Consider the following 17,998-nt stretch of genomic DNA (forward strand, 5'->3'; position numbering starts at 1 on the left):
GCTCGGGTTCTTCTGATGAATTGGGCCCCACGCCGCTGCAGGGCGGCGCGGGTGCCGGCGTTCTCCCCCATCTCACGGAAGTGAGTTCCAGGCGGCCCAGGCCGCCTATTTTTTTGCCTTGAAATTCGGCACGCCGGCACGGAGTGCGAGCCCGACGCTGTTCCATGATGAAGCACCTGTTCCAAAGCGGAGCAGGTGCTTTCCGTCACCCGCGCCAGCGCACCCGGTCCAGAGCGCCGGCTGGAATCCGGGCGCCGGCCGCTTTCGGGCTCTCGCCGCAGATCTTGCCAGCGCCGTTCGGCATCGAAGCCCGGGTTCAGCGGCGGCCGTTGCCGCGGCGGCCCGGCAGCATTCTCGGCAGCACCGGCACGCCCTGCAGCCAGTGCAGGATGACAGCGCCGATATGCATCACGATCAGCGCCAGCAGCGTCCACGCGAACAGGCTGTGGGCGGCGCCGAACAACTCGTTCAGGGCCTCGTCCGGCCAGCCCGGCTTCGGAATGACGTAGCCGAAGAAGCGCATCGGATACTTGGTGAAGCTGGCCGACAGATAGCCGCTCAGCGGCGTCAGCGCCAGCAGCAGATAGACGGCGCGGTGGCCGTAGCGTGCAAGGCGTTGTTGCATCGCGCCCAGGCGCTCGTCCGCTGGCGGCGGGTGCAGCCGGCGCCAGGCCAGGCGCAGCAGGAGCAACAGGAAAGCGGTGATGCCGAGCGACTTGTGCAGGGCGATCGTGGAACTGCGTTCGGGCCCGCTGGGCAGGCCGTCGATGGACAGGCCGATGAAGATCAGGGCTGCGATCAGGATCGCGTGGACCCAGTGCAGCGCGATCGCGCCCGGGTCGTAGCGTGCTGGGGGCATGGGTCGTCTCCTTGTGAAAACGCCCCCTGCCGCGAATCGGGCGGCAGGGGGCGCCGGGGGCGAACAGGGCATGTCCGGGCGGCGAGGCCCGGTCATTACTCTGCGACCGTTTCCAGCCAGGCGCGGATCGCCCACATGGCTTCCTGGGACAGGATACCTTCGAACGGCGGCATGTAGACCCGGCCGTCGCGGGTGGCGCCGTTGCGAATGCGCTGCATGAAGATTTCGTCGCCCTCGGCGTCCGTCGGCAGGGAGCGCAGATCGGGCGCGATGCCGCCCGAGACGGCGCCGAGGCCGTGACAGCGGGCGCAGTTCTGGTTGAAGGCCGAGTCGCCGATGCGGATGGCGTCCTTGTCCCCACTGTAGGGGTTGCGTTCCAGCCAGGTTTCGCCGAGGGGTTTCAGGGCGGAAACATCGACGGCGTGGGGAACGACGTCGCCGTGCGCGCAGGCCAGCGACGTGCTGCCGGCGAGCAGCAGCGCGAGCGCGGCCTTGCGAAGGGGTTGGAATCTCGTCTCCTCGTTGTATTTGCTTTTCACTTTTCGCTTCCTCATGGCTGATGTCGGGTGTGTCGCTTTCGATGCACCGGCGGATCCGGTTGAGGGGAACTCTGCAAGCGGTGTGCCATGGCGACTTGCGCCATTGCGTGGCAAGGAACTTGCTCTCGCACAGACCATGGCCTCGGCGGCGGTTGCTGCAATTCGAGGCAGGTGCTAAGTTTTGGGACAGCCCGCATCACAAAAACACGATCGAGCGGGGAGATGAGGAGGAGACAGGCGATGGGCCAGCTTTTGCCCGCCGACGGGCGCGAGTTACGCGTGACCGAGGCGCGACGGCAGTTTTTCGAGGAAGGGGCTTGCCCGGATGGCGAACTGCCGAACGAGGTGCTGCGTTCGTGGCTGCGTTGCCGCGATGCCGGCGTCGACTATCTGGCCAGCGGCCGCGGCGATCCCGAAGGCCGCAGCGAACTTGCCGAAGCCCGCGAGCGCAGCGAACTGCTGCTGAACAACGCCAGCGGCGTCATGGAACATGTGTACGAGCAGATCCGCGCCTCGGGCAGCATGGTCATCCTGGCCGACGACCGCGGCGTGATCTTGCACAGCCTCGGCGATCCGGAGTTCGTCGGCCGCGCGCAGCGCATCGCGCTGCAGCCCGGGGCCTCATGGAGCGAAGGCACGCGCGGCACCAACGCGGTCGGCACCACGCTGATCGAGGCGGCGCCGGTCGAAGTCATCGGCGCGGAGCATTTCCTCGACCGCAACGGTTTCCTGGCCTGCAGCGCCGCCCCGGTGTTCAATCCGGAAGGCAGGATCGCAGGTGTGCTGGACATCTCCGGTGACAGCCGCAACACCCAGCGCCATACGCTCGGCCTCGTCAGGCTTGCTGCGCAGATGCTGGAAAAGCGCCTGTTCGAGATCCAGTACGCGCGCGAGATCCTGGTGGCGATCCACAGCCGGCCGGAATGCATCGGCGGCCTGCAGGAAGGGCTGCTGGCGGTGACCCAGGACGGGCGCGTGGTCGGCGCCAACGGCATTGCCCGGGCGCTGCTGCGGCAATTGCCCGTCTGTCCCGAAGGCGTCGGCTTCTCCAATGTGTTCCGGGTGTCGTTCGGTGTCTTCATGGACCGCTGTGCGCGCGATCCGCATGCGCTCCAGGCGCTGGAGCCGCGCACGGGCGAGCGCCTGTTTTCGCGCCTGCACGCGGCGGGGCCGCTGCTCGGTATGTCCCGCGCCGGCACGCGCACCGACGAGGCGGATGCTGCCGTGCGTGCCCAGCCCGCGCGCAGCGCCAAGCCCTGTGACCGGCGCACGGGCGAGATCACGCTGGACTGCCTGGCGACCGGCGATCCGCGGCTGCAGCTTGCGCTCGACCGCGCCGCACGGATCAACGGCAAGGACATCCCGCTGTTGGTCCAGGGCGAATCGGGCGTGGGCAAGGAGCTTTTCGCCCGCGCCTTCCACTTCTCCGGCCCGCGCGCCGACGGGCCCTTCGTCGCGCTCAACTGCGCCGCGATTCCCGAGACCCTGATCGAATCCGAACTGTTCGGCTACGTCGGCGGCGCCTTCACCGGTGCCCGGCGCGAAGGCGCGATCGGCAGGATCCAGCAGGCCCATGGCGGCACCCTGTTCCTCGACGAGATCGGCGACATGCCGCTGGGCATGCAGGCGCGGCTGCTGCGCGTGCTGCAGGAGCGCTGCGTGACGCCGATCGGCGGCCAGCGCCAGATTCCGGTCGATATCTCACTGGTCTGCGCCACCCACCGCATGCTGCGCGACGCGGTCAAGGCGGGCAGCTTCCGCGAGGATCTGTATTACCGGGTCAACGGTCTGACCATCACCGTGCCGCCGCTGCGCGAGCGCTCCGACATCCGTTCCATCGTCGCCAAGATCCTCGAAACCGAGCTGGCCGATTCACCGCGGGCCGGCGAGGTGAGCATCAGCGAGCAGGTGCTGGAGTTCATCGAACGCTACCCCTGGCCGGGCAACGTCCGCCAGTTGCAGAACGTGATCCGGGTGGCTGCCGCGCTGCTCGACGACGACGAAACCGAGATCCTGCCGGTCCATCTGCCCGAGGAACTGTTCGGTGCCGATCCGATGGACGACGCCGAAAGCGGCCGTCCGCAGGCGATCGCTGCTCCGCAGCCCGCGGCCGAAGCGCCTGCCGCGCCGTCCGCGCAGGCGCGCAGCCTGGGCGAGATCGAGCTGGAGGTGATCGCCGAGGTGATGCGCGAAGTCAGCGGCAACGTCTCGGCCGCCGCGCGCCGGCTCGGCATCAGCCGCAATACGCTCTACCGCAAGATCGGCCGCATGCATTGAAGTCGACGAAGTGAAGCCGGCCTTGCGGGCCGGCTTCGCAGTCGATGGAGACGAGGCGGGCCGTCAGGCGGCGCGCACTGCCGGCTCGGCGTCGAATGCCGGCTGCAGGCGATTGACGCCGCTGACGATGGCGCGGATCGAGGCGGTGATGATGTTGCCGTCGATGCCGACACCGTAGCGGTCGCCGCCGTTGTCGCCGGCCTGCATCAGTTCGACGAAGGCGCAGGCCTGGGCGTTGCCGCCGTCCTCGCTCGCGGTGATCGAGCGTTCCTCATAGCTGCGCACCTGGACGTCGATGCCGGCGCCGCGCAGCGCATGCACCGCGGCGTCGATCGGGCCGTTGCCTTCGCCGACGAGCAGATGGCGCGCGCCGTCGATCTCGACCACGAGGCGGATGCCCTGGGCCGCGCCGTGCTCGAACAGGTGGTGCTCGACGTAGCGCACCGGCGCCGCGGAATCGACGTAGGTGCTGCGGAAGAGCTCCCACAAGGCCTCGGCCGACATTTCGCCGCCGGTGGCATCGGTGACCTGCTGCACCTCGCGCGAGAACTCCACCTGGAGCCGGCGCGGCATGACGATGCCGTACTCGGTCTCGAGCAGGTAGGCGATGCCGCCCTTGCCCGACTGGCTGTTGACGCGGATCACCGAGTCGTAGTTGCGGCCGACGTCGGCGGGGTCGATCGGCAGGTAGGGCACGTTCCACTGGGCGCCGGCCTTTTGGGCGGCGAATCCCTTCTTGATGGCGTCCTGGTGGGAGCCGGAGAAGGCAGTGAACACGAGATCCCCCACATAGGGGTGGCGTGGGTGGATGGGCAACTGGTTGCAGTATTCGACGGTGCGGGCGACGGCGTTGATGTCGGAGAAGTCGAGCTCCGGATGCACGCCCTGGGTGTAGAGGTTGAGCGCGAGGGTGACGAGGTCGACGTTGCCGGTGCGCTCGCCGTTGCCGAACAGGCAGCCTTCGACGCGGTCGGCGCCGGCCATGATGCCGAGCTCGGCGGCGGCGACGCCGGTGCCGCGGTCGTTGTGCGGGTGGAGGCTGAGCACGACGCTGTCGCGGCGGGCGAGATTGCGGTGCATCCACTCGATCTGGTCGGCGTAGATGTTGGGCGTGGATACTTCGACCGTGGCCGGGAGGTTGAGGATGACCTTGTCGTCCGGCGTCGCGCCCCATGCGGCGGTGACGGCGTCGCAGATTTCCCTGGCGAAATCGAGTTCGGTGGCGGTGAAGGTCTCCGGGCTGTATTCGAGCGAGATGCGGGTGCCGCATTCGGCTTCGATCTCGGCGGCGATCTGCTTGATGAGGCGTACCGCCGATACGGCGAGCTCGACGACCTGCGGCCTGTCCATGCCGAACACCACTTCGCGGAAGGTCGGCGAGGTGGCGTTATAGACGTGGACGATGGCACGCCTGGCGCCGCGCACCGAGTCCATGGTGCGGCGGATGAGGTCTTCGCGCGCCTGGGTGAGCACCTGGATGGTGACGTCCTCGGGCACGTGGCCGCCTTCGATGAGGTGGCGGACGAAGTCGAAGTCGGTCTGCGACGCGGCCGGGAAGCCGACTTCGATTTCCTTGAAGCCGATGTCGCAGACGGTGCGGAACATGCGCATCTTGCGCTCCACGCTCATCGGCTCGAACAGCGCCTGGTTGCCGTCGCGCAGGTCGGTGCTCATCCAGATCGGCGCCTTGTCGATGGTCTTGCTCGGCCATTGGCGGTCGGCAAGCTGGATGGCGGGGAAGGGACGGTACTTGGCGGCGGGGTTCTGAAGCATCATGGCGCGGTCCTCGTGGGCGTGGCGTGATTCGATGGGGAGAAGTCTACCCGCCCGGTCGCGGCAGACGATTGCGTTGTTGCGGTGCAGAAGCGGTTTTTCCGGCGGAATGATTCACAAACTGATGATTAAGTGAAATGATCTGCCGTATCGAGTAGATTCAGGAGCCGATCATGCAACTCGACCGCTACGACCGCCAGATTCTCGAAGTGCTGCAGCAGGACGGCCGCATCAGCAACCAGGACCTCGCCGACCGCATCAGCCTGTCGCCCTCGTCCTGCTTGCGGCGGCTGCGGGCGCTGGAAGAGTCCGGCCTGATCCTCGGCTACCGAGCGCTGCTCGACGCGAAAAAGCTCGGCCTGTCGTTGATGGCCTTGATCCACATCTCGATGGACCGCCACACCCCCGAGCGTTTCACGCACTTCGAAAGCGAGGTGGCGAAGATTCCGCAGGTGCTGGAATGCCTGCTGATCACCGGCCAGGATGCCGACTACCAGTTGAAGGTGATCGTCTCCGACATGGACGGCTACCAGGAACTGCTGCTGAACCGCATCACCCGCATCCCCGGCGTCACCGGCGTGCATTCGAGCTTCGTGCTGCGGCGGGTCATCGACAACACCGCGATCCCGCTGCGCGCAGGCTGAGCGCGGCCCCGGGGCGCGATTTCCCATGCCTTGGGAGGATTGCTAGAATCGCTATTCCAATTTGGAATAGCGAGTCCCGTCCATGAAGCCCCACGCCTCCGCCCCCGCTGTCTCCATCCTTTTTGCCGGTCTCTTCCTTTGCGCTCCGCTGCATGCCGCCGATGTCAGCGTGGCGGTGGCGGCGAACTTCACCGCGCCGATGCAGAAGATCGCCGAAGCCTTCGAGAAGGACACCGGCCACAAGCTCGTGCTGTCCTTCGGTTCGACCGGCAAGTTCTACGCCCAGATCAAGAACGGGGCGCCTTTCGAAGTGCTGTTCGCCGCCGACGACGAAACGCCCGCCCGCCTCGAACGCGAGGGCGCCAGCGTGGAAGGCACGCGCTTCACCTACGCCATCGGCAAGCTGGTGCTGTGGAGCAAGCAGCCCGGCCTGGTCGATGATCAGGGCGAGATTTTGCGCAAGGGCACGTTCGAGCGCCTCGCGATCGCCGATCCCAAGCTCGCACCCTACGGCGCCGCCGCCATGCAGACGCTGACCAGGCTCGGCCTGGCCGACAGCCTGGCCGGCAAGTTCGTGCAGGGCGAGAACATCGGCCAGACCTACCAGTTCGCCGCCACGCAGAACGCGCAACTTGGCTTCGTCGCGCTGTCGCAGGTCTATGCCGACGGCCGCATCACCGAAGGCTCGGCCTGGATCGTGCCGGGCGAACTGTACGAGCCGATCCGCCAGGATGCGCTTATCCTCGCCAAGGGCAAGGACAAGCCGGCGGCGGCCGAACTGCTGAACTATCTGCGCGGCGAAACGGCGACGAACATCATCCGGGCCTACGGCTACGAGCTCTGAGCATGGCGGTGCTCGACGACGGTGCCTGGCAGGCGATCCGGCTCACGCTCGAATTGGCGAGCCTGACGACGCTGCTGCTGTTGATCATTGCGACACCGCTGGCATGGTGGCTGTCGCAGACGCGCTCGAAGTGGCGGGCGCCGATCGGCGCCCTCGTCACGCTGCCGCTGGTACTGCCGCCGACCGTGCTGGGCTTCTACCTGCTGGTGCTGATGGGGCCGCAAGGCCCGCTCGGGCAACTGACCCTGGCGCTGGGCTGGGGCACGCTGTCCTTCACCTTCACCGGGCTGCTGATCGGTTCGATCGTGTTTTCGCTGCCGTTCGCGGTGCAGCCGATCCAGCACGCCTTCGAGGCCATCGGTCCGCGGCCGCTCGAAGCGGCCGCCACGCTGCGCGCCAGCCCGCTCGACGCCTTCTTCACCGTCGCGCTGCCACTGGCGCGGCCCGGCCTGCTGACCGCCTCCATCCTCAGCTTTGCGCACACGGTCGGCGAGTTCGGCGTGGTGCTGATGATCGGCGGCAACATTCCGGGCCAGACGCGCGTGGTATCCACCCAGATCTACGGCCACGTCGAGGCGATGGAATACGCTCAGGCGCACTGGCTGGCGGGCGGCATGGTGGCGTTCTCGTTCGTGATCCTGCTGAGCCTGTCCCTGCTCAGGCGCAGCGGCGGAGGATTCATGCGATGAGCGCGGAGATGGAAGCGGGCGCGGACGTGAACCGGGTGCGGCTCGCCCTGGCGCGGTCGGAGTTCGCCGTCGACGTCGACCTGGACCTGCCGGCGCGCGGCATCACGGTGCTGTTCGGTGCTTCGGGTTCGGGCAAGACCACCGTGCTGCGCTGCGTCGCGGGACTGGAGCGTGCGAGCGAGGGCTTCGTCCGCATCGGCGGCGAAGTCTGGCAGGACGATGCGAAGGGCGTGTTCCTGCCGACCTGGCGCAGGTCGCTCGGCTACGTGTTCCAGGAATCCAGCCTGTTCGAGCACCTGGACGCGCGGCGCAACCTCGAATACGGCCTGCGCCGCGCCAGGACGCCGGGCGGCAGGGAGGCGCTGGACGAGGCGATCGAACTGCTCGGCATCCGCGCGCTGCTGGCGCGCCGGCCCGCCCAGCTCTCCGGCGGCGAGCGCCAGCGGGTGGCGATCGCCCGCGCGCTGGCGACCCGCCCGCGGCTGCTGCTGCTCGACGAGCCGCTGGCCTCGCTCGACCTGCCGCGCCGGCGCGAGATCATGCCCTGGCTCGAACGCCTGCGCGACCAGCTCGCCGTGCCGATGCTCTACGTCACCCACTCGGTGGACGAACTGAGCCGGCTGGCCGACCGGGTGGTGGTGCTGGAGCAGGGGCGGACGCTGGCGGCGGGGCCGGTCGGCGAGGTGTTGGCACAGGGCGACCTGCCGGTGCTGGCCGGCGAAGACGCGGCGGCGGTGATCGAAGGCGTCGTCGGCGAGCGCGATGCGCACTGGCACCTCGCCCGCGTGCGGCTCGACGGCGGGGACGGCATCTTCGTCCGCGACGGCGGGCAGGCGGTGGGCGCGCGGGTCCGCATGCGGGTGCTGGCGCGTGACGTCAGCCTGGCACTGGAGGCGCCGCAGCGCAGCAGCATCCAGAATCATCTGCATGGTGTCGTCGAGACGGTGATGGAGGACGTTCATCCGTCGCAGGCGCTGGTGCGGGTCCGCTGCTGCGGCCAGGCGCTGATCTCGCGCCTGACCTGCAAGTCGGTGGAGGAATTGCGGATAAGGCCGGGGCTGCCGGTGTGGGCGCTGGTCAAGTCCGCAGCGGTCATAGCCTGACCATGTTCGACAGGGTGGCAGCCACGGTCGGGAGAGCGGAAGGCGGCGGGCCGGGAATGCACGGCGCGCCGCTCGTCCGCGGTATGGAAAACATGCACAGAGTCAGCCTCAACTACACGCTCGGCGCCGATGCGGCACCCGCGCTGGTGCGCAACCCGCTGCTCGATCTGCTGCAGGCGGTCAGCGAGCGGGGTTCGATCTCGGCCGCCGCACGCCAGCTTGACCTGTCCTACCGTCACGTCTGGGGCGAGCTGAAACGCTGGGATGCCGAGTTCGGCCAGCCGCTGATCCATTGGGAAAAAGGCCATGCCGCCCGCCTCACCGACTTTGGCGCCAAGCTGCTGTGGGCCGAGCGCCAGGCGCAGGCGCGGCTGCTGCCGCAGATCGAGGCCTTGCGCGCCGACATCGAGCGCGCCTTCGCCATCGCCTTCGACGACGCTGCCCATGTGCTGACCTTCTTCGCCAGCCACGACGAAGCCCTGATCGCGCTCGGCGAACAGGCTCGCGCCCGGCGGCTGCATCTGGATATCCGCTTCACCGGCAGCGTCGATGCCATCCGCGCGCTGAACGAAGGCCGCTGCGAGATGGCGGGTTTCCATACCCGGATCAAGCCGGCGCGCGGTTCGCTGTCGCAGCGCACCTACAAGCCGCTGCTGCAGCCCGGCCGCAACAAGCTGATCGGCTTCGCCCGCCGCACTCAGGGCCTGATCGTCGCGCGGGGCAATCCGCTCGGCCTGCGGACACTGGACGACCTGACCCGGAGCGGCGTGCGCTTTGTCAATTGCGCCCTCGGTACCGGCACGCGCGTGCTGTTCGACGAGTTGCTGGCCGACGCCCGCATCGCGCCCGAGTCGGTGCGCGGCCATGAGCGCGCCGAGTTCTCGCATGCCGCGGTGGCGCATGCGATCGCCACCGGCATGGCCGACGCCGGTTTCGGCATCGAGGCCAATGCACGGATACGCGGCCTGGATTTCGTGCCGCTGGTCGAGGAAAACTACTTCCTCGCCTGTCTCAAGAGCAGCCTCGAACAGCCGGCCACCCAGGCGCTGCTCGCGCTGCTGGGCAGCGGCGAATGGCAGCACTGCCTTGCCGCCCTGCCCGGCTACACGCCGATGAACAGTGGCGAAGTGCTGTCGATGACCCGCGTGCTGCCATGGTGGCGCTTCCGCACGCCGCGCGCGGAGAAACCTGCACCTGCCTGACATGGGTGGACCCGGCACCGCCGATCCGCGCATCATCATGGTTCGAGCCACGAAGAAGCCGAGGAGACTGCCCGATGAACCTGCCCATGCTGACCGACGCCCTGCTGAGGGTCGAAAACTGCGTCGCCACGCTGACCTTCAATCGTGACGACCTGCGCAATGCTCTGACTGGCTCGGCGCTGATCGACGACCTCTGTGCCGTCGCCGAATGGGTGAACCGCTGCGACGAGGTGTCGGTGCTGGTGCTGACCGGTGCCGGTGCGGCCTTCTCGTCCGGCGGCAACGTTAAGGACATGGCCGAGCGCGGCGGTGATTTCGCCGGCGACGTCGCCGAAGTCGCCACCCGCTACCGCCGCGGCATCCAGCGCATTCCGCTGGCGATGCAGGCGGTGGAAGTGCCGGTCATCGCCGCGGTGAACGGCCCGGCGATCGGCGCCGGCTTCGACCTGGCCAACATGGCGGACATCCGCATCGCGTCGACGAAGGCCAAGTTCGGCGAGACCTTCCTGAATCTCGGCATCATCCCCGGCGACGGCGGCGCCTGGTTCATGCAGCGCCTGATCGGCTACCAGCAGGCTTTCGAGCTGACGCTGTCGGGCCGCATCGTCGACGCCGAGGAGGCGAAGCGGCTGGGCATCGTGCTGGACGTCGTCGAACCGGACGAACTGCTGCCGCGCGCCCAGGCCCTGGCGGCCCGCTTCGCCGCCCAGCCGCCGAAAGCCCTGCGCCTGACCAAGCGGCTGATGAAGATGGCGCAGCGCATGGAGCTGAAGGACTTCCTCGACCTGTGCGCGGCCTTCCAGGGCATGTGCCACAACGAGCCGGAGCATCTGGAGGCGGTCAATCGCATGCTGGCGGCGCAGAAACGCTGAGTGAAAAATGAGCCCGGGTATTGAATAAGCTGCTGTTTGGAATGTGAAATTCCGTGAAACATGGCGGCGAAAACTAGCCCTTCCGGGCTCGACGGCGTAGAATCCCGCCCCTTGTTCACGCCTTGCAGCATGGAGCGCATCATGCTCTACCCCACTCGTTTCGATGTCATCGTCGTCGGCGGCGGCCACGCCGGGACCGAGGCCGCGCTGGCCGCGGCGCGCATGGGCGCGCGGACCCTGCTGCTCACCCACAACATCGAGACGCTGGGGGCGATGAGCTGCAATCCGTCGATCGGCGGCATCGGCAAGGGCCATCTGGTCAAGGAAGTCGATGCGCTCGGCGGCGCGATGGCGGCGGCCACCGACGAGGGCGGCATCCAGTTCCGCATCCTGAACGCCTCGAAGGGGCCGGCGGTGCGCGCCACCCGTGCCCAGGCCGACCGTGTGCTGTACAAGGCGGCGATCCGCAGGCGGCTGGAGAACCAGCCCAATCTGTGGCTGTTCCAGCAGGCGGTGGATGACCTGACCGTGGTCGGCGACCGCGTCACCGGCGTGGTGACCCAGATCGGCCTGCGCTTCGAGGCGCCGGCGGTGGTGCTGACCGCCGGCACCTTCCTGAACGGCCTGGTGCATGTGGGCCTGCAGAACTACGCCGCCGGCCGTGCCGGCGATCCGCCGGCGGTGTCGCTCGGCGCGCGGCTGAAGGAGCTCGCGCTGCCGCAGGGCCGGCTCAAGACCGGCACGCCGCCGCGGCTGGATGCGCGCACGATCGACTTCTCGGTGATGACGGTGCAGCCGGGCGACGATCCGGTGCCGGTGTTCTCCTTCCTCGGCCGCGCCGAGCAGCATCCGCGCCAACTGCCGTGCTGGATGACGCAGACCAACGTGCAGACGCACGACGTCATCCGCGCCAACCTCGACCGCTCGCCGATGTATTCGGGCGTCATCGAAGGCGTCGGGCCGCGCTACTGTCCGTCGATCGAGGACAAGATCCACCGCTTCGCCGACAAGGACAGCCACAACATCTTCCTCGAGCCGGAAGGCCTGGAAACGCACGAGATCTACCCCAACGGCATCTCGACCTCGCTGCCCTTCGACGTCCAGCTGCAGATCGTGCGCTCGATCCGCGGCCTGGAGAACGCGCACATCCTGCGCCCGGGCTATGCGATCGAGTACGACTACTTCGACCCGCGCAACCTCAAGGCCAGCCTCGAGACCAAGTCGATCGGCGGCCTGTTCTTCGCCGGCCAGATCAACGGCACCACCGGCTACGAGGAAGCCGCCGCGCAAGGCCTGCTGGCCGGCGCCAATGCCGCGCTGCAGATGCAGGGCCGCGAAGCCTGGTGTCCGCGCCGCGACGAAGCCTACCTGGGCGTGCTGGTGGACGACCTGATCACGCGCGGGGTGTCCGAGCCCTACCGCATGTTCACTTCGCGCGCCGAATACCGCCTGAGCCTGCGCGAGGACAACGCCGACCTGCGCCTGACCGAGAAGGGCCGCGAACTCGGCCTGGTCGACGATGTGCGCTGGGAGGCCTTCTGCCGCAAGCGCGAAGCGATCGAGCGCGGCAGCGCGTTGCTGAAAGCGGCCTGGGCGCGGCCCGAGGTCATTCCGGCCGAAGACCAGCAGCGGGTGCTGGGCAAGCCGCTGGAGCGCGAGCAGCGCTATTTCGAGCTGCTGCGCCGGCCGGAGACCAGTTATGCCTCGCTGATGAGCCTGCTCGGCGCGCCGGAAGCGGCCGAGACCGACCCGCAGGTGATCGAGCAGATCGAGATCGCCGCCAAGTACCAGGGCTACATCGACCGCCAGCAGGAAGAGGTCGCGAAGCAGGCACAGGCCGAAGCCACCCGCCTACCGGCGGAGCTGGACTACGCCGAAGTGCGTGGGCTGTCGAAGGAAGTGCAGCAGAAGCTGAACCTGCATCGACCCGAGACCATCGGCCAGGCCGGCCGCATCCAGGGCGTGACGCCGGCGGCGATCTCGCTGCTGCTGGTGTGGCTGAAGCGCCGTGACCTGGCGGCGCGGACGGGCAGTGCCGATGCCGCGGCGCGGAGGCCGGCGGCATGAGCGGACGGCTGCAGGCTCATGCCGCTCAACTGGCCGAGGGTATTGCCGAGCTCGGCCTGGTGCTGGCCGAGGAAACGGTCGAGCGCCTGCTCGCTTTCGGCGAGTTGCTGCTGAAGTGGAACAAGGTCTACAACCTGACCGCGATCCGCAACCCGCAGGAAGTCATCACCCACCATCTGCTCGATTCGCTGGTCGTGCTGCCGCAACTGCCGGCCGCCGGCCGCCTGGCCGACATCGGCTCGGGCGGCGGGCTGCCGGGCGTGGTGCTGGCGATCGTGAATCCCGGGCTGATCGTCAGCTCGATCGAGACCGTCGGCAAGAAGGCGAGCTTCCAGCAGCAGGCGAAGATCGAGCTCGGCCTCGGCAACTTCAGCGTCTTCAACAAGCGCGTGGAGCAGGTACGGGCCGAAGACCTGCCGGGCGGCGCGGCCGACGGCGTGATTTCGCGGGCCTTTTCCAGCCTGGCCGACTTCGTGAACCTGTCCGGCCACCTCGTTGCCGACGGCGGTGCGCTGTATGCGATGAAGGGTGTTCATCCCGCCGACGAGATCGCGGCCCTGCCCGCGGGCTGGGCGGTGGCCGAGCTGCGCGCGCTGATGGTGCCGGGGCTGGAGGCCGAGCGCCATCTGCTCGTTCTTCGCCGCACTGGGGGCGGAACGGGCTGATGCATCGCAACATTGAAGTACACTCGGGGCTCCGCGCCATGCGCACAGCCCCTGCAAACGGAACAGCCTGATTCGACCATGGCCAAGATTTTTTGCGTCGCCAACCAGAAAGGTGGGGTGGGCAAGACCACCACCTGCGTCAACCTCGCCGCCGCGCTGCAACTGGCCGGCCAGCGCACGCTGCTGATCGACCTCGATCCGCAGGGCAACGCGACGATGGGCAGCGGCATCGACAAGCGCGGCCTGAAGGCGTCGATCTACCAGTTGCTGGTGGGCCTGGAAGACCTCGCCGGCGTGTGCGTCACTTCGCCGACCGGCGGCTACGACGTGCTGCCGGCCAACCGCGATCTCGCCGGCGCAGAAGTCGAGCTGGTCGATCTCGAGCAGCGCGAGAAGCGGCTGCGCAATGCGCTCGCGCCCTTCGACGCCGACTACGACTTCGTCCTCATCGACTGCCCGCCTTCGCTGTCGATGCTGACGCTGAACGGCCTGTGCTGCGCCAACGGCGTGATCATCCCGATGCAGTGCGAGTACTACGCGCTGGAAGGGCTGTCCGACCTGGTCAACACGATCAAGAAGGTGCATGCCAACCTCAACCGCGATCTCAAGATCATCGGCCTGTTGCGGGTGATGTTCGATCCGCGCATGACGCTGCAGCAGCAGGTTTCCGCCCAGCTCGAAGGGCATTTCGGCGACAAGGTGTTCCGCGCCATCGTGCCGCGCAACGTCCGCCTTGCCGAAGCGCCCAGCCACGGCATGCCGGGCGTGGTCTTCGACAGGGCGGCCAAGGGCGCGCAGGCTTACATGGCTTTCGCGCGCGAGATGATCGAGCGCGCCAGGACCTTCTGAATCCGGACACGACCATGAATAAACCCAGACTCAAGGGCCTCGGCCGCGGACTCGATGCGCTGCTGGCGGCCAACCAGGACGACGAACCCGAGAAGGGCGAGCTGCAGACCCTGCCCACAATCGCGCTGCAGCCGGGCAAGTACCAGCCGCGCACGCGCATGGACCCGGGCTCGCTGGAGGAGCTGGCGGCCTCGATCAAGGCTCAGGGCGTCATGCAGCCGATCATGGTGCGGCCGGTGGGCGAGGACAGCTACGAGATCATCGCCGGCGAGCGTCGCTGGCGTGCCTCGCAGATCGCCGGCCTGGCCGAGGTGCCCTGCCTGGTGCGCGAGATCCCGGACGAAGCGGCGCTGGCGATGTCGCTGATCGAGAACATCCAGCGCGAAGACCTCAATCCGCTCGAGGAAGCCAGCGGCATCCAGCGCCTGATCGACGAGTTCGAGATGACCCACCAACAGGCCGCCGATGCGGTCGGACGTTCGCGGCCGGCGGCATCGAACCTGCTGCGCCTGCTCAACCTCGCCAAGCCGGTGCAGGAACTGCTGATGGCCGGCGACATCGACATGGGCCATGCGCGCGCGCTGCTGCCGCTCGACGGCGCCAGCCAGATCCAGCTGGCCAACCAGGTCGCCGCCCGCCAGTTGTCGGTGCGCGACACCGAGCGCCTGGTGCAGCAGATCCTGAATCCCCGCCAGAAGAAGCTCGCGCATCAGCCGGACCGCGACCTGCTGCGGCTGGAAGAAGAGATCGCCGACAGCATCGGCGCTTCGGTGAAGATCCGGGCCAACAAGAAGGGCGCCGGCGAAGTCACGATCCGCTTCGGCAGCCTGGACCAGCTCGACGGCCTGCTCGGGCGCTTGCGCTGACCGGGGCACGCAAGAAAGGCTCCCATGCTCCATCGCTGCGCGGGCCGCAGGAGGGCCGGCTTTGCACGGCCGGCCCGTTCCGCAGGCGCGGAGCACTGCTCCACCTCTCGAGGGAGTGCTTTTGCCTTGGGACGGCACGGCGGCAAAAAAGCCGGGCAAGCCGGCTCATGTGAACCGGCCTGCCCGGCTTCTTGCCGGGTGGGGGGAAGGCGATATCAGGACAGCTTGCGGCGGCCTGCGAGCAGTCCGACCAGTCCCAGCCCCAGCAGGGCGAGTGTGCCGGGTTCGGGAACCGGATTCGGAGTCGGGTCGACCGGAGTGAGATCGGTCGTGAACCACGTCTTCTTGTAGGCAACCACCTGGTTCAGCCCGGGTTGGTTCGAACCTTCCAGCACCACGGCATCGCCGGTACCGTTGCCGAAGCCCACTGCCGCAGTTTGGCTGGTACCCGTACTCTCCCACGGCATTGCGAGCCAGAAGAAGCCGATTGCGCCTTCGCCTTCGGGCGTGTCGTAGTCGTCGCCGCGAATGACCATCTGGAAGGTATTGAGCTGATCACCCCGGCTGTTGTAGGAGCCGACGTTCAGCCAGGTCAGGATGGTCTGGTTTGCATCCTGGCGCAGATGGAGTACGCCGCTGTTCGGGTTGCGGGTGTCAACATCGCCGAACCAGACCGAAATGGTAGGAATGCTGGCGCCGATCGGACCGGTGGGGATGTAGGCCGAGTTTCCGTTGGTGAAGCTGATGTTGCCGTTGTTGTTGGCGTAGAAGCTCGAATAGTTGGCGCCGAAGAACGAAAAATCGAAACCGAAGCTGATCGGGCCCGAGAAACCGTCATCGTTACGGCCGTTCGCGTTGCCGACTCCAGCCGCACTGCCGCCCCCCGTCATGACGACCACGTCGCCAATGACGTCCGTGTAGAGCACGGAAGTGGACTGCAGTGCGGATTGCGGGAAGGTGGTCAGCGCGGCCTGGGCCGAGCCGGTGGAAGCGAGGAAGGCAAAGGCGGCGGTGGCAACCCACTTCGAGTGCCTGGAGATCTGTTGCTGCATTGGTGGCTCCTGGTTGGTCGATGTCCGCGCAGTCGTGAAGCCCTGCGCTGGGAGTGACGCTGGAGCAAAAAGGGTGCCGGACGTGGATTTGCCATTGAAAACAATAGCCTGATCGAATTTTCTATTTATGCCATTTAAATGATGTAAAGTTTGTCGACGTCTTGACGAAAAGGCTTCTATCTTTTTCTTTGAAGTGATAAGCACCTTTCGGTGCCGGCGGCTGGAAGTGTGTGATCCGTACCGCGGTCGCATGGCTCGGGCATGCGCACGTCGTCGAAGGCAGCCGGATGGCCGATGGCGCATGGGCGCACGTGACAGTCGAATGAAACGAATATTTTCTATAAGATATACGACAGCTGACGGGTTGTTTGCTGCAATGCAACTCAGGTTTGACTTTGCTGTGGATAACCCCTAGTATTCGCGGGATTTTTCGGCGGTCTCCGGCCGAGTCGGCAGCTGGGCGCAACAATCGATGTTAAAGGCCGTTCTACTGCAGTTGTGTGCAACGATCCTCGCGGTGGCTGTTTCCGCCGCGTTGTTCGGGGCGCGAGGTGCGATTTCTGCAGCGGGCGGCGGGTTGGCGTGCGTGTTGCCGAGTTGGATGTTTGCCGTGCGTCTTGCTGCGATCTCGCGCAGGGCGGGCACGGCGAGCGTGACTGCTTTCGTCGTGGGCGAGCTTGTCAAGGTCGCCTCGATCGTGGGATTACTGGTGCTGGTGTGGGCCCTGTATCCGCAGCTCCACTGGGGAGCGATGCTGATCGGCCTGATCCTGGCACTCAAGGCGAATTTATTTGCATTTTTGGTGAAGACCTGACATGGCTGGCAACGCTCCCACCGCATCCGAATACGTAATCCACCACCTCGGACACTTCAACAACACCGGGCATCCGCAAGAGAACATCGTCAATTGGGGGATCATCAACCTCGATTCGATGTTCTTTTCGATTGCCATCGGCCTGCTTACCGTGTTCATCCTGTGGCTGGCCGCGCGCAAGGCGACTTCGGGTGTTCCCGGCCGCTTCCAGGGTATCGTCGAACTGCTGGTCGAGATGGTTGCCGACCAGGCCAAGGGCATCGTGCATAGCGCCGAATCGCGCAAGTTCGTCGCACCGCTGGCACTGACCGTGTTCGTCTGGATCTTCCTGATGAACGCGATGGACCTGCTGCCGGTCGATCTGATCCCGATGCTCTGGACCGGCGCCTATTCCGCCGCCGGCGGCGACCCCGCCCACGCCTACATGCGCGTCGTCGCCACCGCCGACCTGTCGGCCGCGCTGGGTCTGTCGATCGGCGTGCTGCTGCTCTGCCTGTACTACAACGTCAAGATCAAGGGCGTATCGGGCTGGGTGCACGAACTCTTCACCGCGCCCTTCGGCAGCCACCCGCTGCTGTATCCGGTGAACTTCGCCATGCAGATCATCGAATTCCTGGCCAAGACCGTGTCCCACGGCATGCGGTTGTTCGGCAACATGTATGCCGGTGAGCTGGTGTTCATCCTGATCGCGCTGCTGGGCGGCACCGCCACCGTGTTCGGCTTTGCCGGCCACGTGATCGCCGGCACCATCTGGGCGATCTTCCACATCCTGATCATCACGCTCCAGGCCTTCATCTTCATGATGCTGACCCTGGTGTATGTCGGTCAGGCGCACGAAAGCCACTAAAAACAAGTTTCAGCTTCATCTTCAACGTAGTACCTG

Annotated in this window: 17 protein-coding genes; 13 read left to right on the forward strand and 4 right to left on the reverse strand. The window is 66.8% G+C overall.

Annotation, left to right across the window (positions count from 1 at the left end):
* Positions 1-316 precede the first annotated feature (316 nt).
* Both NX068_RS05020 and pedF read right to left on the reverse strand, forming a co-directional pair.
* Positions 317-859: a cytochrome b gene (locus NX068_RS05020; RefSeq protein WP_263460197.1), complete on the reverse strand. Its 543-nt coding sequence runs from the start codon at positions 857-859 to the stop codon at positions 317-319.
* 95 nt (positions 860-954) lie between these two features.
* Complete coding sequence (pedF, locus tag NX068_RS05025; RefSeq protein WP_268740052.1) at positions 955-1,413, reverse strand: cytochrome c-550 PedF; 459 nt, start codon at positions 1,411-1,413, stop codon at positions 955-957.
* Between the two features lie 225 nt (positions 1,414-1,638).
* Here pedF and NX068_RS05030 point away from each other — a divergent pair, with 225 nt between their 5' ends.
* Positions 1,639-3,675, forward strand: coding sequence for a sigma-54-dependent Fis family transcriptional regulator (locus NX068_RS05030; RefSeq protein ID WP_263460199.1), 2,037 nt, complete (start codon positions 1,639-1,641; stop codon positions 3,673-3,675).
* A gap of 63 nt (positions 3,676-3,738) precedes the next feature.
* On the opposite strand, the gene leuA is transcribed toward NX068_RS05030, so the two are convergent.
* Positions 3,739-5,451 (reverse strand): 2-isopropylmalate synthase, encoded by a 1,713-nt coding sequence (gene leuA / locus NX068_RS05035; RefSeq protein ID WP_263460200.1) that lies wholly within the window; start codon positions 5,449-5,451, stop codon positions 3,739-3,741.
* A 170-nt stretch (positions 5,452-5,621) separates the two neighbouring features.
* Between leuA and NX068_RS05040 the strand changes: the two genes are divergently transcribed.
* The 10 genes from NX068_RS05040 to NX068_RS05085 all read left to right on the forward strand — a co-directional run bounded on the left by NX068_RS05040 (position 5,622) and on the right by NX068_RS05085 (position 15,249).
* The gene (locus NX068_RS05040; protein WP_263460201.1) at positions 5,622-6,092 is read left to right on the forward strand and encodes an Lrp/AsnC family transcriptional regulator; all 471 of its coding nucleotides are present in this window, start codon (positions 5,622-5,624) and stop codon (positions 6,090-6,092) included.
* Between the two features lie 82 nt (positions 6,093-6,174).
* Positions 6,175-6,936 carry a molybdate ABC transporter substrate-binding protein gene (gene modA, locus NX068_RS05045; protein ID WP_263460202.1) on the forward strand — a complete coding sequence of 254 codons (762 nt, stop codon included), beginning with the start codon at positions 6,175-6,177 and terminating at the stop codon, positions 6,934-6,936.
* 2 nt (positions 6,937-6,938) lie between these two features.
* Entirely contained in the window at positions 6,939-7,625 is a 687-nt protein-coding gene (gene modB, locus NX068_RS05050; protein WP_263460203.1) for a molybdate ABC transporter permease subunit, read from the forward strand.
* Complete coding sequence (modC, locus tag NX068_RS05055) at positions 7,622-8,728, forward strand: molybdenum ABC transporter ATP-binding protein (protein ID WP_263460204.1); 1,107 nt, start codon at positions 7,622-7,624, stop codon at positions 8,726-8,728. The genes modB and modC overlap by 4 nt, the downstream gene beginning before the upstream one ends.
* Before the next feature lie 92 nt (positions 8,729-8,820).
* Positions 8,821-9,930, forward strand: a complete 1,110-nt coding sequence (locus NX068_RS05060) for a substrate-binding domain-containing protein (protein ID WP_263460205.1) — start codon at positions 8,821-8,823, stop codon at positions 9,928-9,930.
* 74 nt (positions 9,931-10,004) lie between these two features.
* Positions 10,005-10,802: an enoyl-CoA hydratase-related protein gene (locus NX068_RS05065; protein ID WP_263460206.1), complete on the forward strand. Its 798-nt coding sequence runs from the start codon at positions 10,005-10,007 to the stop codon at positions 10,800-10,802.
* A 141-nt stretch (positions 10,803-10,943) separates the two neighbouring features.
* Positions 10,944-12,869, forward strand: a complete 1,926-nt coding sequence (gene mnmG, locus NX068_RS05070; RefSeq protein WP_263460207.1) for a tRNA uridine-5-carboxymethylaminomethyl(34) synthesis enzyme MnmG — start codon at positions 10,944-10,946, stop codon at positions 12,867-12,869.
* Positions 12,866-13,534, forward strand: a complete 669-nt coding sequence (gene rsmG, locus NX068_RS05075; protein ID WP_263460208.1) for a 16S rRNA (guanine(527)-N(7))-methyltransferase RsmG — start codon at positions 12,866-12,868, stop codon at positions 13,532-13,534. Before mnmG ends, rsmG begins: the two co-directional genes overlap by 4 nt.
* 78 nt (positions 13,535-13,612) lie before the next feature.
* The gene (locus NX068_RS05080) at positions 13,613-14,383 is read left to right on the forward strand and encodes a ParA family protein (RefSeq protein ID WP_263460209.1); all 771 of its coding nucleotides are present in this window, start codon (positions 13,613-13,615) and stop codon (positions 14,381-14,383) included.
* A 14-nt stretch (positions 14,384-14,397) separates the two neighbouring features.
* On the forward strand, positions 14,398-15,249 hold the full coding sequence (locus NX068_RS05085) for a ParB/RepB/Spo0J family partition protein (protein ID WP_263460210.1): 852 nt from the start codon (positions 14,398-14,400) through the stop codon (positions 15,247-15,249).
* A gap of 215 nt (positions 15,250-15,464) precedes the next feature.
* On the opposite strand, the gene NX068_RS05090 is transcribed toward NX068_RS05085, so the two are convergent.
* Complete coding sequence (locus NX068_RS05090; RefSeq protein ID WP_263460211.1) at positions 15,465-16,301, reverse strand: nidogen-like domain-containing protein; 837 nt, start codon at positions 16,299-16,301, stop codon at positions 15,465-15,467.
* Between the two features lie 472 nt (positions 16,302-16,773).
* On the opposite strand from NX068_RS05090, the gene NX068_RS05095 reads away from it, so the two are divergent.
* Together NX068_RS05095 and atpB are read left to right on the forward strand one after the other, a co-directional pair.
* Positions 16,774-17,115: an ATP synthase subunit I gene (locus tag NX068_RS05095; RefSeq protein ID WP_263460212.1), complete on the forward strand. Its 342-nt coding sequence runs from the start codon at positions 16,774-16,776 to the stop codon at positions 17,113-17,115.
* A gap of 1 nt (position 17,116) precedes the next feature.
* A complete protein-coding gene (gene atpB, locus NX068_RS05100; protein WP_263460213.1) occupies positions 17,117-17,962 on the forward strand; it encodes a F0F1 ATP synthase subunit A in 846 nt (281 codons plus the stop codon).
* Positions 17,963-17,998: the final 36 nt, after the last annotated feature.

It is taken from the genome of Thauera carbonicopians (assembly GCF_025699485.1).
Lineage (GTDB): Bacteria > Pseudomonadota > Gammaproteobacteria > Burkholderiales > Rhodocyclaceae > Thauera.

Coding starts and splice junctions, on each gene's coding strand:
- NX068_RS05020 (WP_263460197.1), bottom strand. CDS start 859: ATGCCCCCAGCACGCTACGACCCGGGCGCGATCGCGCTGCACTGGGTC.
- pedF (WP_268740052.1), bottom strand. CDS start 1,413: ATGAGGAAGCGAAAAGTGAAAAGCAAATACAACGAGGAGACGAGATTC.
- NX068_RS05030 (WP_263460199.1), top strand. CDS start 1,639: ATGGGCCAGCTTTTGCCCGCCGACGGGCGCGAGTTACGCGTGACCGAG.
- leuA (WP_263460200.1), bottom strand. CDS start 5,451: ATGATGCTTCAGAACCCCGCCGCCAAGTACCGTCCCTTCCCCGCCATC.
- NX068_RS05040 (WP_263460201.1), top strand. CDS start 5,622: ATGCAACTCGACCGCTACGACCGCCAGATTCTCGAAGTGCTGCAGCAG.
- modA (WP_263460202.1), top strand. CDS start 6,175: ATGAAGCCCCACGCCTCCGCCCCCGCTGTCTCCATCCTTTTTGCCGGT.
- modB (WP_263460203.1), top strand. CDS start 6,939: ATGGCGGTGCTCGACGACGGTGCCTGGCAGGCGATCCGGCTCACGCTC.
- modC (WP_263460204.1), top strand. CDS start 7,622: ATGAGCGCGGAGATGGAAGCGGGCGCGGACGTGAACCGGGTGCGGCTC.
- NX068_RS05060 (WP_263460205.1), top strand. CDS start 8,821: ATGCACAGAGTCAGCCTCAACTACACGCTCGGCGCCGATGCGGCACCC.
- NX068_RS05065 (WP_263460206.1), top strand. CDS start 10,005: ATGAACCTGCCCATGCTGACCGACGCCCTGCTGAGGGTCGAAAACTGC.
- mnmG (WP_263460207.1), top strand. CDS start 10,944: ATGCTCTACCCCACTCGTTTCGATGTCATCGTCGTCGGCGGCGGCCAC.
- rsmG (WP_263460208.1), top strand. CDS start 12,866: ATGAGCGGACGGCTGCAGGCTCATGCCGCTCAACTGGCCGAGGGTATT.
- NX068_RS05080 (WP_263460209.1), top strand. CDS start 13,613: ATGGCCAAGATTTTTTGCGTCGCCAACCAGAAAGGTGGGGTGGGCAAG.
- NX068_RS05085 (WP_263460210.1), top strand. CDS start 14,398: ATGAATAAACCCAGACTCAAGGGCCTCGGCCGCGGACTCGATGCGCTG.
- NX068_RS05090 (WP_263460211.1), bottom strand. CDS start 16,301: ATGCAGCAACAGATCTCCAGGCACTCGAAGTGGGTTGCCACCGCCGCC.
- NX068_RS05095 (WP_263460212.1), top strand. CDS start 16,774: ATGTTAAAGGCCGTTCTACTGCAGTTGTGTGCAACGATCCTCGCGGTG.
- atpB (WP_263460213.1), top strand. CDS start 17,117: ATGGCTGGCAACGCTCCCACCGCATCCGAATACGTAATCCACCACCTC.